Origin of the sequence: Thioclava sp. L04-15 (genome assembly GCF_002020275.1) — a bacterium.
GTDB lineage: Bacteria > Pseudomonadota > Alphaproteobacteria > Rhodobacterales > Rhodobacteraceae > Thioclava > Thioclava marina.
On sequence record NZ_MPZW01000001.1, the window covers coordinates 1,168,690 to 1,184,657 of the forward strand.

At 63.6% G+C, this 15,968-nt stretch carries 14 protein-coding genes; 5 read left to right on the forward strand and 9 right to left on the reverse strand.

Features of this window, described 5'->3' with window-relative positions:
- The first annotated feature begins 48 nt into the window (after positions 1–48).
- On the forward strand, positions 49–2,760 hold the full coding sequence (secA, locus tag BMI90_RS05795; RefSeq protein ID WP_078526915.1) for a preprotein translocase subunit SecA: 2,712 nt from the start codon (positions 49–51) through the stop codon (positions 2,758–2,760).
- A 184-nt stretch (positions 2,761–2,944) separates the two neighbouring features.
- On the forward strand, positions 2,945–4,009 hold the full coding sequence (locus BMI90_RS05800; RefSeq protein WP_078526917.1) for a hypothetical protein: 1,065 nt from the start codon (positions 2,945–2,947) through the stop codon (positions 4,007–4,009).
- On the opposite strand, the gene radC is transcribed toward BMI90_RS05800, so the two are convergent.
- From radC to dnaK, 3 genes are all read right to left on the reverse strand, one after another.
- Entirely contained in the window at positions 4,003–4,764 is a 762-nt protein-coding gene (gene radC, locus BMI90_RS05805; protein WP_078526919.1) for a DNA repair protein RadC, read from the reverse strand. The two genes, BMI90_RS05800 and radC, sit on opposite strands and share 7 nt — an antisense overlap.
- A gap of 85 nt (positions 4,765–4,849) precedes the next feature.
- Positions 4,850–6,010 carry a molecular chaperone DnaJ gene (dnaJ, locus tag BMI90_RS05810; RefSeq protein ID WP_078526921.1) on the reverse strand — a complete coding sequence of 387 codons (1,161 nt, stop codon included), beginning with the start codon at positions 6,008–6,010 and terminating at the stop codon, positions 4,850–4,852.
- Positions 6,011–6,085: 75 nt separating this feature from the next.
- Complete coding sequence (dnaK, locus tag BMI90_RS05815; RefSeq protein WP_078526923.1) at positions 6,086–7,999, reverse strand: molecular chaperone DnaK; 1,914 nt, start codon at positions 7,997–7,999, stop codon at positions 6,086–6,088.
- 182 nt (positions 8,000–8,181) lie between these two features.
- On the opposite strand from dnaK, the gene BMI90_RS05820 reads away from it, so the two are divergent.
- The gene (locus BMI90_RS05820) at positions 8,182–8,817 is read left to right on the forward strand and encodes an alpha-ketoglutarate-dependent dioxygenase AlkB (RefSeq protein WP_078527265.1); all 636 of its coding nucleotides are present in this window, start codon (positions 8,182–8,184) and stop codon (positions 8,815–8,817) included.
- 64 nt (positions 8,818–8,881) lie between these two features.
- Here the strand turns inward: BMI90_RS05820 and BMI90_RS05825 are convergent, their stop codons facing one another.
- Both BMI90_RS05825 and mutY read right to left on the reverse strand, forming a co-directional pair.
- Positions 8,882–10,024, reverse strand: a complete 1,143-nt coding sequence (locus tag BMI90_RS05825) for an alkane 1-monooxygenase (RefSeq protein ID WP_078526925.1) — start codon at positions 10,022–10,024, stop codon at positions 8,882–8,884.
- A gap of 58 nt (positions 10,025–10,082) precedes the next feature.
- Complete coding sequence (gene mutY / locus BMI90_RS05830) at positions 10,083–11,132, reverse strand: A/G-specific adenine glycosylase (RefSeq protein ID WP_078526927.1); 1,050 nt, start codon at positions 11,130–11,132, stop codon at positions 10,083–10,085.
- 85 nt (positions 11,133–11,217) lie between these two features.
- Here mutY and BMI90_RS05835 point away from each other — a divergent pair, with 85 nt between their 5' ends.
- Together BMI90_RS05835 and BMI90_RS05840 are read left to right on the forward strand one after the other, a co-directional pair.
- Positions 11,218–11,763, forward strand: a complete 546-nt coding sequence (locus BMI90_RS05835) for a DUF721 domain-containing protein (protein WP_246831489.1) — start codon at positions 11,218–11,220, stop codon at positions 11,761–11,763.
- Positions 11,764–11,766: 3 nt separating this feature from the next.
- Complete coding sequence (locus BMI90_RS05840) at positions 11,767–12,447, forward strand: DsbA family protein (protein ID WP_078526943.1); 681 nt, start codon at positions 11,767–11,769, stop codon at positions 12,445–12,447.
- 51 nt (positions 12,448–12,498) lie between these two features.
- Here the strand turns inward: BMI90_RS05840 and lpxK are convergent, their stop codons facing one another.
- From lpxK to BMI90_RS05860, 4 genes are all read right to left on the reverse strand, one after another.
- A complete protein-coding gene (lpxK, locus tag BMI90_RS05845) occupies positions 12,499–13,488 on the reverse strand; it encodes a tetraacyldisaccharide 4'-kinase (RefSeq protein WP_078526945.1) in 990 nt (329 codons plus the stop codon).
- Positions 13,488–14,714, reverse strand: coding sequence for a glycosyltransferase N-terminal domain-containing protein (locus BMI90_RS05850; RefSeq protein ID WP_078526948.1), 1,227 nt, complete (start codon positions 14,712–14,714; stop codon positions 13,488–13,490). The genes lpxK and BMI90_RS05850 overlap by 1 nt, the downstream gene beginning before the upstream one ends.
- A 24-nt stretch (positions 14,715–14,738) precedes the next feature.
- Positions 14,739–14,996, reverse strand: a complete 258-nt coding sequence (locus tag BMI90_RS05855) for a DUF4170 domain-containing protein (RefSeq protein ID WP_078526950.1) — start codon at positions 14,994–14,996, stop codon at positions 14,739–14,741.
- 88 nt (positions 14,997–15,084) lie between these two features.
- Positions 15,085–15,906: a sugar phosphate isomerase/epimerase family protein gene (locus BMI90_RS05860; protein WP_078526953.1), complete on the reverse strand. Its 822-nt coding sequence runs from the start codon at positions 15,904–15,906 to the stop codon at positions 15,085–15,087.
- Positions 15,907–15,968: the final 62 nt, after the last annotated feature.

The window sequence follows — 15,968 nt, forward strand, 5'->3', positions numbered from 1 at the left end:
AGCAAGGCGTCGGGAATAACGATCTGGTCAGCTACCCTCGGAGATTACATGCTCGGCATCGGAACACTCGCGAAGAAGGTCTTCGGTTCATCGAACGACCGCAAGGTGAAATCGGTGCGCCCGCTGGTGGCCAAGATCAACGCACTGGAAGAAGAGTTTGCGCCGCTCACCGATGAGCAGCTCATTGAAAAGACACGCGAGTTTCAGCGCCGCGTGCAGGAAGAGGGCGAAAGCCTCGACAAGATCCTGCCCGAAGCCTTCGCCAACTGCCGCGAAGCCGCGAAGCGCGCGCTTGGTCTGCGCGCCTTCGACGTGCAGCTGATCGGCGGGATCTTCCTGCATCAGGGCAACATCGCCGAGATGAAGACAGGTGAGGGCAAAACCCTCGTCGCGACCTTCCCGGCCTATCTGAACGCGCTCGCGGGCAAGGGTGTGCATGTCGTCACCGTGAACGACTACCTCGCCCGCCGCGACTCGGAATGGATGGGCAAGGTCTATAACGCGCTCGGCCTGAGCTGTGGCGTCGTGGTGCCGTTCCAGCCCGAGCCCGAGAAGAAGCTCGCCTATGCCGCGGACGTGACCTACGCGACCAATAACGAGCTGGGCTTCGACTACCTGCGCGACAACATGAAGACCTCGGTCGACCAGATGATGCAGCGCGGCCATTTCTTCGCGATCATCGACGAGGTGGACTCGATCCTGATCGACGAGGCGCGCACGCCGCTGATCATCTCCGGCCCGTCGGATGACCGCTCGGAGCTTTACGTCACGCTCGACAAGTTCATCCCCCAGCTGAGCGAAGAGCACTACACCGTCGACGAGAAACAGCGCACCGCGACCTTCACTGAAGAGGGTAACGAATTCCTCGAGCAGATCCTGCACGAGGCGGGTGTGCTCCCCGAGGGCCAGTCGCTCTACGATCCCGAAAGCACCACCATCGTTCACCACGTGAACCAGGCGCTGCGGGCCCACAAACTGTTCTTCAAGGATCAGAACTATGTCGTCATGGGTGGCGATGTCGTGTTGATCGACGAATTCACCGGCCGCATGATGAAGGGCCGCCGCCTGTCCGAAGGCCTGCATCAGGCAATCGAAGCGAAGGAAGGCGTGCAGATCCAGCCCGAGAACGTGACGCTGGCCTCGGTGACCTTCCAGAACTACTTCCGCCTCTACAACAAGCTTGGCGGCATGACCGGCACCGCGGCTACCGAGGCCGAGGAATTCGCCGAGATCTATTCGCTCGGCGTCGTCGAGATCCCCACGAACCGCCCGATCGCCCGCAAGGACGATCACGATCGCGTCTATCGCACTGCAAAAGAGAAATACGACGCGGTGGTGCAGGCGATCCTCAAGGCGCATGAGAAGGGCCAGCCGATCCTTGTCGGCACGACATCGATCGAGAAATCCGAGATGCTCTCGGAAATGCTGACCCAGGCTGGCATCAAGCATAACGTTCTGAACGCCCGCCAGCACGAGCAGGAAGCGCAGATCGTGGCCGAGGCAGGCCGTCTGGGCGCGGTGACGATCGCGACGAACATGGCCGGGCGCGGCACCGACATCCAGCTTGGTGGCAATGTCGAGATGCGTGTGCAGGACGAGCTCGCCGCGAACCCCGAGGCCGATCCCGAAGAGGTCCGCAAGCGGATCGAGGCCGAGACCGCCGACGAGAAGCAGAAGGTGCTGGAGGCCGGTGGTCTCTTCGTGCTCGCGACCGAACGCCACGAGAGCCGCCGCATCGACAACCAGCTGCGCGGCCGCTCGGGCCGTCAGGGCGACCCGGGCCGCTCGCTGTTCTTCCTCTCGCTCGAAGACGACCTGATGCGTATCTTCGGCTCGGACAAGCTTGATGCGGTTCTGTCGAAGCTCGGGATGAAAGAGGGCGAAGCGATCATTCACCCCTGGGTGAACAAGTCGCTTGAACGCGCTCAGGCGAAGGTCGAAGGCCGCAACTTCGACATCCGCAAGCAACTCTTGAAATTCGACGATGTGATGAACGACCAGCGGAAAGCGGTCTTCTCGCAGCGTCGTGAGATCATGGAAAGCGAAGAGGTCGGCGAGATCACCCGCGACATGCGCGTGCAGGTCATCGAGGATCTCGTGGATCGCTACATGCCGCCGAAAAGCTATGCCGACCAATGGGATGTCGAGGGTATGCATCAGGCGGTGATGGAGCAGTTGAGCCTCGACGCGCCGATCGCGAAATGGGCCGAGGAAGAGGGCGTCGATCAGGACGTGGTGATCGAACGTCTCGAAGAGGCCACCGACACGATGATGGCCGAGAAGGCCGAGGCGTTCGGCCCCGAGACGATGCAGCTCATCGAAAAGCAGGTGCTCTTGCAGATCATCGACGCGAAATGGCGCGAACACCTCGTCACGCTCGACCAGCTGCGCCAGACCATCGGCTTCCGCGGCTATGCGCAGCGTGATCCGCTGTCGGAGTTCAAGACCGAGAGCTTCCAGCTTTTCGAGATCATGCTCGACAGCCTGCGCTCGGAGGTGACCCAGCAGCTCATGCGCATCCGTCCCCTGACGGCCGAAGAGCAGGAGCAGATGCAGGCGCAGATGCAGCCTCAGACCGCCCCGCAAGCCGATGTCGCCGAGGCTTCGGCCGTCCCGGCAGAGGAGGCGGAAGTGGTGGCCGAGGCGCTGCCCGGTTTCGACGAATCCGAGCCTGCGACCTGGGGCGATCCGGCGCGCAACGACCCCTGCCCCTGTGGTTCGGGCAAGAAGTTCAAGCACTGCCACGGTCAGCTCGTCTGACGAAATACGGCAAAGAAAAGGCGGCGAGGGCCGCCTTTTCCATATCTAGTCGAAATTCAATAGAGATTTCACAATATTTGCGAAACGCTCAACCTTAGCGTGCCGCAAAGTTTTCTCAATTCGCGCCCGGCTTCGCCGCTTTCCCCCATTAAATCTCCGGTAAGTAAGTCTGCCGGAGGCCTTGATGCGCAATATCCGCAAGATATCCATGATCGGCGCGACCTTCCTGCTCGCAGCCGCGACTGGCCATGTCATGCAGACCGTTGGGCCTTCGCCTGCGCTCGATACCGACTACATCGCGCCGATGATGCCGATCGCCGATTGGCAGGACCGGATTGCGCCGCGCCTGCCCAAGCCGATGTTGAAGCCGCCGATCGCGCGCGTGCAGCTCATCAGCCAGACCGTCCTGCGCAATCCTCCGAGCCGCAACATCGTGCGCGACACGGGCGTGGGGATGATCCCCACCATGGCGAGCGCCATGGGAGACGGCTTTGCCATGCCGCGCACCCTGCCGCAGATGAACGCGCCTGAGAGCGCCGCCTCCCCAGCGCCGGGGTTTGCAGAAAAAGGCGCGAGCCTGCCCGATTGCGCACCCGCGCAGCTGAGCGCGGATGCGAGCGGGGCGGGCCTGTTGCGCGTCACTCTTACCGCCCCCTGCCAGCGCAATTCCGAAATCGTGCTTCATGATGGCAAGCTGATGCTCGAAGGGCGGACCGACGGACGTGGGAACTGGTCCGAGATGCTGCCCGTTCTCGATGCGCAGGCGGAACTGACGGTCTTCGCGCATGGTGAACGCATCGCGCGGAACAGCGTCTCCGTCGCCGGCATCGATCGCGTCAACCGCGCGATCCTGATCAGCGCGCAAGGCGACGAGATGCATCTCAACGCCTATGAGAATGGCGCCGGGTTTGACGAGGCGGGGCATGTCAGTATCGCCACGCCGCGCACCTATGATACGCCCAAGGGCGGGTACATGGCGCAGTTCCAGACGGTCGATGGCAAGCAGGTCGAAATCTATACCGCGCCATCGGATCTGACGGAGGTCGGGCTCGAGCTCGATATCGCGCTCAATGAAGATAACTGCGGCAAGACCGTGACAGGGTCTGTTTGGAATGTGGTCGGCGGTCGGGCGCATCCCGAGACGCCTCTCGAGATCGACCTGCCGAGCTGCCCGGCCGATGGCGGGGCGGTCGTGTTGTCGTTGCCCGGTTTCGCCAATCAGATGGCCGCGAACGCCGCCACTCAGTAAAAGCCCTCTGCACGCAGGCTGACCTCGCGATCCTTACCCAGGATCAGATGGTCGTGCAGCACGATCCCGAACAGTTCGGCTGCCTGCGCAATCTGGCGGGTGATCACGATGTCAGCTTCTGATGGGGTAGGGTCGCCCGAGGGGTGGTTGTGCACCAGGATCAGCGCCGAGGCATTGGCCTCCAGCGCACGCTTGATCACCTCGCGCGGATAGACCGGCACATGATCCACTGTGCCGCGACCCTGCTCCTCATCCGCGATCAGCCTGTTCTTTCGATCGAGCAACAGCAGGCGGAATTGCTCTGTCTCGGCATGGGACATGGTGGTGTGACAGTAATCGATAAGTGCCTCCCACGAACTTAGCACCGGCCGCTGCATCACCTTCGAGCGCGCCAGTCGCTGCGAGGCGGCTTCGACGATCTTGAGCTCCTGGATCACGGCCTCGCCCACGCCGGTCACCTGGCGCAGACGCGCGGGCGGGGCAGAGACCACACGCCCGAAATCCCCGAAACTGTCGATCAGGCGACGCGCGAGCGGTTTCACGTCTTGCCGGGGAATTGCGCGAAACAGCACGAGTTCGAGGAGTTCGTAATCCGGCATCGCCCGCGCGCCGCCCTCCATGAACCGTTCCCGCAGACGTCGGCGGTGATCGATGAGGTAAGAGGGCTGCTTGCCCGGGGCCGCGACCGGCGTGGCGGCCTGAGCGCCAAACAGCGGCAGCGGGGATTCTTGGCAGCTATGCGAGGTCTCGTCCATGCGGGCAGCATGGCCGATTCGCGATGAACAAAGGCTTAACCGGCACGGAATACGGGATATGAAAAAGGCGCCCGAAGGCGCCTTCTCATTGCGTCATGCCATCCCAGAAGTTCTTGACCTTCTTGAAGAAGCTCGCCCCTTCCGGGTTGTTCTCGGCCTCGATCTCCTGAAATTCCTTCAGGATCTCCTTTTGGCGCGCGGTCAGGTTCACCGGCGTCTCGACCGCGAGTTCGATGAACATGTCACCGACCCCGCCGCCGCGCAGCGCCGGCATGCCCTTGCCGCGCAGTCGCATCTGCCGGCCCGATTGACTGCCCGCCGGGATCTTCACGCGCGAGCGCCCGCCGTCGATCGTCGGCACCTCGACCTCGCCACCCAGGGCGGCCGTCGCCATGCTCACCGGCACGCGGCAATGCAGATCGGTGCCGTCGCGCTCGAAGATCTGGTGCGGCTGGACCTCGATGAAGATATAGAGATCGCCCGAGGGACCGCCGCGCAGACCCGCCTCGCCTTCGCCGGCGTGGCGGATGCGGGTGCCCGTCTCCACCCCCGGAGGGATGTTGACCTGAAGCTGGCGATCGGTCTCCACCCGGCCTGCGCCATGGCAGACCTTGCAGGGGTTCTTGACCACCTGGCCCTGGCCACCACAGGTCGGGCAGGTCCGCTCGACGGTGAAGAAGCCGTTTTGCGCGCGCACCTTGCCCAACCCCGAACAGGTCGGACAGGTTTGCGGTTCTGCCCCGCCTTCGGCACCGGTGCCGTTACAGGCGGTACAGGCCGCCGAGGACGGCACGTTGATCGTCTTCTGGGTGCCCTTGAACGCCTCTTCAAGCGTGACGCGCAGATTGTAGCGCAGATCCGAGCCGCGTTGCGCACGCGAGCGCGGATTGCCACCACCACGGCCACCCATGAAGTCGCCGAACAGATCCTCGAACACATCCGAGAAGGCCGAGGCGAAGTCGCCCTGACCCGGACCGCCGCCGAAACCGCCACCGGGCCGCGGGCCGCCGCCCATGCCACCCTCGAAGGCCGCGTGACCGAAGCGGTCATAGGCTGCCTTCTTCTCGGGATCCTTCAGAACGTCGTAAGCCTCGTTCGCTTCCTTGAACTGGGATTCGGCATCGGGATTGTCGGAGTTGCGGTCGGGATGGAGTTCCTTGGCCTTCTTGCGATAGGCCTTCTTGATCTCTTCGGCCGAGGCGCCCTTGGCGATTCCCAGAACGTCGTAATAGTCACGTTTTGCCATTGGCTACCCCTCTTGGGGGAACATGGGAACGGGCCCGCCTAGATTCGGCAGGCCCGCCCGACGTTCCGCGCGCAATTACTTGCGCTTGTCCTCGCCCAGGTCCTCGAAGTCGGCATCGACGATATCGTCATCGACATCGCGCGGCTCGTCTTCGTCCGAGGCCTCGCCCTGACCGGCTTTCTCCTGCTCGGCCTTGTAGATGGCCTCGCCGAGTTTCATCGCCGCATCCGTGAGGTTCTGGATGGCGCCCTTGATCTTGCCGGCTTCCTCGGTCTTGAGGGCTTCCTCAAGCGCGTTGGCAGCCAGTTCGATCACTTCGACCGTCGAGGCATCGACCTTGTCGCCATGCTCTTCGAGCGATTTGCGGGTCGAGTGCAGGAGCGATTCGCCCTGGTTCTTGGTCTCGACGAGTTCCTTGCGGGACTTGTCGGCCTCGGCATTCGCCTCGGCGTCCTGAACCATTTTCTCGATCTCTTCGTCGGACAGACCGCCCGAGGCCTGGATCGTGATCTTCTGCTCCTTGCCGGTGCCCTTGTCCTTCGCCGAAACGGACACGATGCCGTTTGCGTCGATGTCGAAGGTCACTTCGATCTGCGGCATGCCGCGCGGCGCCGGCGGGATGTTCTCGAGGTTGAACATGCCCAGCAGCTTGTTGTCCGCGGCCATCTCGCGCTCGCCCTGGAAGACGCGGATCGTCACTGCGTTCTGGTTGTCTTCCGCGGTCGAGAAGATCTGCGACTTCTTGGTCGGGATCGTCGTGTTGCGGTCGATCAGGCGGGTGAAGACACCACCCAGCGTCTCGATGCCCAGCGACAGCGGGGTCACGTCGAGCAGGACCACGTCTTTCACGTCGCCTTGCAGAACGCCGGCCTGAATGGCCGCGCCAAGCGCCACGACTTCGTCCGGGTTCACACCCTTATGCGGCTCCTTGCCGAAGAAGTTGGTCACTTCTTCCACGACTTTCGGCATGCGGGTCATACCACCGACGAGCACGACCTCGTCGATCTCGTCCTTCGACACGCCGGCATCTTTCAGCGCGGCGGCGCAGGGCTTGAGCGAGGCCTTGATCAGATCGCCCACGAGGCTTTCCAGCTTCGCACGGGTCAGCTTCATGACCATGTGCAGCGGCGTGCCGTCCTTGCCCATCGAAATGAAGGGCTGGTTGATTTCGGTCTGGCTCGAGCTCGAGAGTTCGATCTTCGCCTTTTCGGCCGCTTCCTTCAGACGCTGGAGCGCCATCTTGTCCTTGGTCAGATCGACGCCATGCTCTTTTTTGAACTCCTCGGCGAGGTAGTTCACGATGCGCATGTCGAAGTCTTCACCACCGAGGAAGGTGTCGCCGTTGGTCGATTTCACTTCGAACAGGCCATCGTCGATCTCGAGGATGGTGATGTCGAAGGTACCGCCGCCGAGGTCATAGACCGCGATGGTTTTCGTTTCTTTCTTGTCGAGGCCGTAAGCGAGCGCAGCCGCAGTCGGCTCGTTGATGATGCGCAGCACTTCGAGGCCGGCGATCTTGCCCGCGTCTTTCGTCGCCTGACGCTGGGCGTCGTTGAAGTAGGCGGGCACGGTGATGACGGCCTGCGTGACTTCCTCGCCCAGATAGCTCTCGGCAGTTTCCTTCATCTTCTGAAGAATGACGGCCGACACCTGCGCGGGGGAGTATTTCTCACCCTTCACTTCGACCCATGCGTCGCCATTGCCGCCATCGACGATGTTGTAGGGGACGAGTTTCTTGTCCTTCTCGACTTCCGCATCGGTGGTGCGGCGGCCGATCAGGCGCTTGACGGCGAAGATGGTGTTGGACGGGTTGGTGACCGCCTGACGCTTCGCCGGCTGGCCGACCAGACGTTCATCGTCGGTGTAAGCGACGATCGAGGGGGTGGTGCGCGCCCCTTCGGAGTTTTCGATCACTCGGGGTTGCGCACCATCCATGATGGCGACGCAGGAGTTCGTGGTCCCGAGGTCGATACCAATGACTTTACCCATGATGTTACCTCTCTTGGCGATATGGCGGGGTGCGGGTCCAATCAGGCCCCCGGCCCCTATCCCTTGGGTTTCGGTTTCATGTCCTGCCGGAGGACGCTGTGGTCCGCGACCGGCTTCGAAGCGTATATAAGGAGGGCCAAATCGGCCTGCAAGAAGGCTCCCCCGAGGAAGATTGCGAGAAAATGACAGAAATTCCCGAGGACGCAACCGCACGCCCCGCGCCGCAGGAAATTCGTGGCTTCCGGCATTATCCCGGCTGGCTGACGCTGGAAGAGCAGAAAAGCCTGATCGAAGAGCTGCGCGGGTTGGTGGCAAAGGCGCCGCTGTTCTCGCCGATGACGCCTTACGGCAAGCCGATGTCGGTGCGGATGACCTCGGCGGGGCGCTTCGGCTGGGTCTCGGACCGGCGGGGCTACCGTTATTCGGAGACCCATCCAGATGGTCATCCGTGGCCGCCGATCCCGCAATCGGTCCTGCGGATCTGGGAGGCGGTTTCGGGCACGACACGCGCCCCGGAATGCTGCCTGATCAACTTCTACGGCGAGAATGCGAGGATGGGGATGCATCAGGATCGCGACGAGGCGGATTTCGATCATCCGGTCGTGTCGGTCTCACTGGGCGATGACGGGCTCTTTCGGATCGGCAACGCAACGCGCGGGGGCAAGACCGAAAGCCTCTGGCTGCGTTCCGGCGATGTCATGGTGATGGGAGGTGAGGCGCGGCTCCTTTATCACGGCATCGACCGGATCGAGCCCGGCACCTGTCCGCTCATGCCGAATGGCGGCCGGATAAATCTCACGCTGCGCGTCGTGACCTGAGACCCGCACAAACGGCGCATGAGGGAGCCTCCGGCGGGGATATTTATGCCAAGAGGAAGGGGGGTCAGAAAGATCCACGCGGGAGCGGTGTCGTGCCCTTGTTGTAAGGCGTCCAGTCCTCGATCTCGGGGTAGTATTTGCGGCGCCAGGCGCGCACCCGCGGGTTCATGCGGCGCCGCCAGAGTGGGGGGATCATCGCCAGCGCCGTCATGCCGGGATAGCCGAAGGGCAATTGCGGCGCCTCCTCGGCATCGTAGGTTTGCAAGAGCGGGAAGCGGCGGTCGGGTTTGTAATGGTGATCCGAATGGCGCTGGAGATTGATCAACAGCCAGTTCGAGGCCATGTGATCGGCGTTCCAGCTATGGCGCGGCAGGACATGTTCATAACGCCCGTCGCCCTTGTATTGGCGGGTCAGCCCGTAATGCTCGACATAGTTGGTCAGCTCCAGCTGCCAGACCGCGAAGAAGGCTTGCAGCACAAAGAGACCCAGCCCCATCCAGCCGCCGATCGCGAAGGCGGCGATCAACGCCAGCGCTTGCAGCGCGGCGTAGCGCCAGAACGGGTTGGAGCCATGCCAGACCGGGCGGCCCGCGCGGCTGAGCTTCAGCTTCTCGGCCTTCCATGCCGAGCCGGGGCATTCGAAGAGCACGCGCCAGAAGAAGCGGTGAAAGCCCTCGTTGTAGCGCGCCGAAACCGCATCGCGTGGCGTGCCGACCCAGAGGTGATGGACCAGAAGATGCTCGGTGCGGAAATGGGAATAGAGAACCGTGGCCAGCAGAAGATCGCCGAGCCAGCGCTCGAGCTTGGTCTTCTGGTGCAGCAGCTCATGCGCATAGACGATGCCGATCGTGCCCGAGATCACGCCAACGCCGAACATCAGCGCGACGATTTCGAGCCCGTTCAGGTGGTCCGTATGCGTCACCCACCAGATCGTGCCGAAGATCACCGCCGCCTGTATCGGGAACCAGATCAGGGTGATCGCGCGATACCAGAAAAGATCCGCCTCGGGCGTGTCCGTGTCGGGCTGGTCCTCATTCCGACCGAGCAACTGATCGAGCAGCGTCGTCAGCCACCACGCATAGGCGGGCAGCAGGGTCAGGGTCCAGCCGCCGAACCGTGCCTCGATCATCGCCAGCGGCACGGTGCCGAGCGAGAGCCAGAAGGGCAAGGCGTGGGCGGGGCGGCGGATCTCGTCGCGGCTCGACATGGGGAGGTCCCGGTTGTTGCGCGGCCATCTTAGCCTAAGGCTAACCCGTTTCAATCGCTCAGGCTTGCGGCCAATCGGCGCTTTGGGCGGCGTCCCAGACCTTGCGCATCAGCGTGGGCAGATCGGCGGGGCGGAAGGTGTCGCGGGGGGTGAGGCCGTCTGTATCCGCTCGCGCAACGTGGACGCTCAGGATCAGGTGGAAATGGGTGAAGGTGTGGCGCACCTCCATCGGGGATTCGACCCAGTCCGCTGCGAGCGGGGGCGTCGGGGTCGGCGCTTCGGACCAGTCCGAGCCGGGAAAGCCCAAGGTGCCCCCGAGCAGCCCCTTATCCGGACGCCGTTCGAGCAGCACATCGCCTGCGGCGTTCATCACCACATAAGCGAAGCCCCTGCGTGTCGGTTTCTCTTTCTTCGGTGCTTTACGGGGCAGGGTCTCGGCAATCCCTCGGCTGCGCGCATCGCACTCCCCCACCAGGGGACATATCCCGCAGGTCGGATTGCGCGGGGTGCAGATCGTGGCGCCGAGATCCATCATCGCCTGTGCGAAGTCGCCCGGCCGGGACCGCGGAGTGATTTCAGCCGTGAGCGCGTTCAGTTCCGGCTTTGCAGCCGGAAGGGGCGTCTCGACGGAGAACAGTCGGGAGACCACGCGCTCCACGTTGCCATCGACCACCGCGACCGGCTCGTCGTAGGCGATCGCGGCGATGGCGGCGGCGGTGTAGGGGCCTATACCGGGGAGCTTTTGCAGCTCAGTTGCCGTTCCCGGGAACACGCCATCCAGATCCTGAGCCACCACGCGCGCGCATTTCAGCAGGTTCCGGGCGCGGGCGTAGTAGCCAAGCCCCGCCCATTCGGCCATGACATCCGCATCCTCGGCCGACGCAAGCGCCGCGACATCCGGCCAGCGCTCGGTGAAGCGCCGGAAATAGTCTCGCACCGCAGCGACCGTGGTCTGTTGCAGCATGACCTCGGAGAGCCAGACGCGATAGGGATCGGGCACCACGCCCTCTGCGAGATCAGCAGGCGACACACGCCACGGCAGTACACGCGCATGAGCATCGTACCATTTGAGCAGGCTTTCGCCGATTGCCCCTTTACCGTCACGCAATGTTTATGCTCCCCTCTTCAGGATCGGTTGGCCCGACCCGATGTGCTGCTTAGAATGGGACGGATCAAGAGGAACCTCGCCCTGTATGAGTAAGAACGATCCGCAATCCCCGCCCGAAAGGCGCATGCGTGGCTTCGAGGCCGCAGGTCGGCTTCTGCGCAACCGAATTCGTTCGGCGGGCGAGGCGCGGGGTTTCGCGGTTTCGCGGCTTCTGACGCATTGGGCCGAGGTGGTGGGCGAGGACACGGCCGCACAATGCCGTCCCGTCAAGATCGGCTATTCGAAGGGCGGGCTCGGGGCGACGCTGACGTTGCTGACGACCGGAGCGGCCGCGCCGATGCTTCAGATGCAGCTGCCGCAGATCCGCGAGAAAGTGAATGCCTGCTACGGGTATAATGCGATCTCGCGCATCTCGCTGACCCAGACCGCGCCGACCGGCTTTGCCGAAGGTCAGGCGCAATTCACTCCGAAACCGAAGTCTGAACCGCGCACGCCCGATCCGCGTATCGTGGCCAAGGCGCATGAGCAGGTCGCCGATTGCACGGACGAGGGTCTGAAATCGGCGCTGGAACAACTGGCAAGAAACGTTCTATCGAGGTCCGCAGAGCGGGCCGGACAGAAGAAAGGCTGATACATGAGCAAATCTCTCTCGATCCTTGGCGGCATGGCCGTCGCGGGCGTTCTCGCCGCGGGCGGCTGGTATGCCAGCCAGCACAGCGAGGCGAGCCTGATCACCGCGGCGCAGGCGCAAGAAGCGAGTGCGGAGCAGAGCGCCGTGCAAACACTGCCCGACGTGGTTCTGGGCCAGGATGACGCACCGGTGACGGTGATCGAATATGCCTCCTACACCTGCCCGCATTGTGCGGACTGGCACGCCGGGGAATTCCCGAAGCTGAAGGCCGAATATATCGACACCGGCAAGGTGAAGTTCATCCAGCGCGAAGTGTATTTCGACAAGTTCGGTCTGTGGGCCGGGCTGATCGCGCAATGCGGCGGCGACATGAAATACTACGCCATCTCGAACATGCTCTATGACAAGCAGCGCGAGTGGATCGGCGACGGCAAGCAGCAGACCATCGTGAACAATCTGCACAAGATCGGTCTTCAGGCCGGTCTCACCAAGGATCAGATCACGACCTGCATGAACGACGAAAAACGTGCCGAGCAGCTCGTCGCGACCTACCAGAAGAACGCTTCGGCCGACAAGATCGACGCGACGCCGAGCTTCATCATCAACGGGACGAAATACTCCAACATGTCCTGGGGCGATTTCAAGAAGATCCTCGACGACGATCTGGCGAAAGCCGCCAACTGATCGCGTCGGCATTCGACGTCAGGCCGGTCCCGCGGGGCCGGCCTTTTTCTGTCAGAGCCCGAGTTTTTCGAGTGCGGCGTTGATCGCGGAGGGCTCGGATATCTCCAGCCGCACCGGCAGCGCCAGCACTTTCGGTCGGAAGCTCGCGGGCAGGCGCACGGCATCTTTCTCGGTCGTCACCATCTGCGCGCCCAGAAGCTGTGCTTCGGTCTCGATCCGGTGCAGGAGGCGTGGGGTAAAGGGCTGGTGATCTTCAAGCGCCTCTCCGCGCACAAGATTGGCTCCGAGGTCGCGCAGGGTGGCGAAGAATTTCTCGGGGTGACCGATGCCGGCAAAGGCGAGCACGGCCAATCCCTCCCAATCCATCCCGGTTTGAAGCGGCGCCAGGAACCCGGTCAGGTGGGGTTTCAAAATTCTGGAACCCCAGAAAGCAGAGAAATCATTCTGCGCTGTCTCGCCGCCGATGGAGAGCACAAGATCGGCGCGGGCCAGGCCAGCTTCCACCGGCTCGCGCAGCGGTCCGGCGGGCAGGCAACGGCCATTTCCGAAACCCTTATGCGCATCGACCACGACGATCGCGAGATCCTTCTCCAGCGCCGGGTTCTGATGCGCATCGTCAAGAATGATCGCCTGCGCCCCGGCCGCCACCGCCGCTTGTGCTCCTGTTGCGCGGTCCTTGGCGACCCAGGTCGGCGCGAAAGCCGAGAGGAGCAGCGGTTCGTCACCGGTCTGATCGGCGCTGTGCTCGCGCTCGTTCACTTGCACCGGGCCTTCAAGCGAGCCACCATAACCGCGCGTGACGACATGGGCGTTGACCCCGCGCGCGGCAAGATGCTGCACCAGCCAGATCACCGTGGGCGTCTTGCCGGTGCCGCCTGCGTTGATATTGCCGACCGAGATCACCGGAACGTTCAGCCGCAGCCCCGCCTGACGTACTCGCTTGCGCGTCATTGCGGCATAAACTGCGCCGAGCGGGCTCAGAAGCCGCGCGCGCAGCGCTGGCGCATCGGGGCGCGTGAACCAGAACGCCGGCGCTCCCATCAGGCTGCCCTCGACGGTTGCGCGCCCGACAGGATCTCGGTCAGATCGCGCGCCACGGTTTCGACAGCTCCCGCGCCGCCGGACGTCACCGCCCAGGCATTATGCGCCAGTTGCGCGGACCGCTCCGGCGAAATGAGATCCGCCAGCAATTCCGGAAGGTCGTCGGAGGTGCGTACGCCGCGACAGGCTTTGGCCCCTTCGAGACGGAGATATTCCGCGCGATAGGGCTCGAGACTGGGTCCATGGACGATAGCCGAGCCAAGCGTCGCGGCCTCGATCGGCGTGCGCGGGTTCTTGGCCTTGCCCGACAGCGTCCCGCCCATGTAGCTCAGTGCGGCCAGCCGGTACCACAGCCCATATTCGAGCGCGTCATCGGCAATGAAGATCTCGGTTGTCGGCTCGGGTTCGCCCTCGAGCGAGCGCCGCGCGACCGACCAGCCCTCGGCGCCGAGGCGTTCGGCAAGGGTGGCTCCGTCCTCCTCGAGATCGGGCGCCAGCAGCAGCAGCAGGCGATGGGCGTGGCGCTGGGCATAGCGATGCGCGGCCAGAACGGCATCGAGTTCGTCCTCGGGCACCGCAGCGGCGAGCCAGACCGGGCGCGCCCCCATCGATTCCGCCATCGAGGCGCGCTCGGCCTCAGAGCTGTAAAGCGGCTCGGGCGGCTCGCTCATCGCCGCATCGCTGACCGAGATCATCGGTCCCGAGAGGCGATCGCTTACCAGCGGAAGGCTGTTGCTGTCGCGCAGATAGATGCGGTCGAATTTCTCAAGCAGCGTCAGGGTCGCGTCGTCGAGGCGCAGGTGCTGCCCCTCGCCGAAATGCGCATCGGCCATGATCAGCGAAACCGAGAGGCGTTCGGCCTCGGTCACCAGCGCCGCGGACATCTCGTCGCCCATCACCAGCACCAGATCGGGGCGCCACGCCTCGAGCACGAGCCGGATCGAGGCGGGACGATCTTCGGGGCGCGGCAGGCAAAGCGCGCCCTCAGGCAGAGAGCGCGGCTCCGATGCCCCCTCGGGCAGGGTCAGCACGATCCGGGCCTCGGGCATTTTGGCCGCGATGCGACGCACCAGCACCGCAGCCGCCTTGGCGTTTTTCCGCCCCGACCAGACCCAGAGCAGCGGCCCCTCCCCGCGCGCGATCCCGGCCGCGGCTTTCGCCTGTGGCCCGGCCGGACGCAGCGAGGCCAGTCGCAGCCGAAGCCAGAGGGGAAGGGATCGCACCATCTATCGACTGCCTCGCGCGTCCGCTCAGCCGCCGAGTTCTTCGGTGGTCGAAACTTCGAGTTCTTCGTCGCGCAGACGATGCAGATGCGCGATGAAATAGCGCGTATGGGCGTCGTCCACCGTACGCTGCGCCTCGGCCTTCCAGGCCGCATAGGCGGAGGCATAGTTCGGGAACATGCCGACGATATGGATATCTTCCACATTCTTGAACTCGGTGCGGCTCGGGGTCACGAGTTCGCCGCCGAAGACGAGGTGGAGACGTTGCGGGGTCGGTTTGGCCATGATCACTCCTGTCGGCTTTTTCTGCGGCGCAGAGACTACGCTTTGCCCCCGTGCTTCACAAGGCAGGGACCGGACCTGCACGAAGCCGTTACCGCGCAAGACCCAGTGATGCCAGATAATCCGCGCCCTTGCGCAGGCCAACCTCGTCATTCACCTCGAGGATCAGCCTCGGCATCTCCGGCAACTTGTTCAGCGCGGTGAAGACCGAATGCCAGGCGATCGTGCCCTCTCCCGGATGCCAGTGCCGGTCGCCATAGCCGTCGATATCCTGAAGATGGACGTGTTGCAGCGCGGTGCCCGCCGCATGGACGAACACGTCCACAGGCGGCGCGCCGCAGCGACGGTGCATGAATTGCGCGTGGCCCGTGTCGAGAGAGACTTTCACCGCCTTGCTCTTCATCTTCGCCGCCAGATCGACGCGCAGCCCCGGCGTGATGTCCTCGACATTCTCGATCACCAGCGTCACGCCCAATTCCTCGGCGCGATCAATCACCGGGGTCAGGACATAGCGGACCCGTTCCACCTGGATGAACCCGATCGCCGGGTTTTGTTGCAGGTCGGTCTCTTTCCAAAGCGAATAGGGCGAATGGATCACCATCTGGTCGCCGCCCAGCTCTGCGGTGATCTCCAGCACCCGCAGCATTCTTGTGCGGATAACCTCGATGATTTCGGGGTCGGCGCAATCGATATTGAAGGAGGTGAAAGGCCCGTGCAGCCCCAGCCGCCCCTCATAGCCGTCAAGCAGCTCCTTGGCGCGGGCCACCATCTTGCGCAGGTCGGCGTCGGAGGAATTGGGCCAGCAAAAGCTTTGCAATTCCAGATCCCGCTGATCGGCAAGGATCCAGTCGCGGTGATGGGCGAACATGTCGAGGCTCAGCGCGGCGCCGAGCACAGGCAGATCTTTGGCCATGGGGTCCTCCTTGGCGCCGATGCTCGCGCAAGCGGCGGGGCTTTTCAATCCCGCGAGCGCGC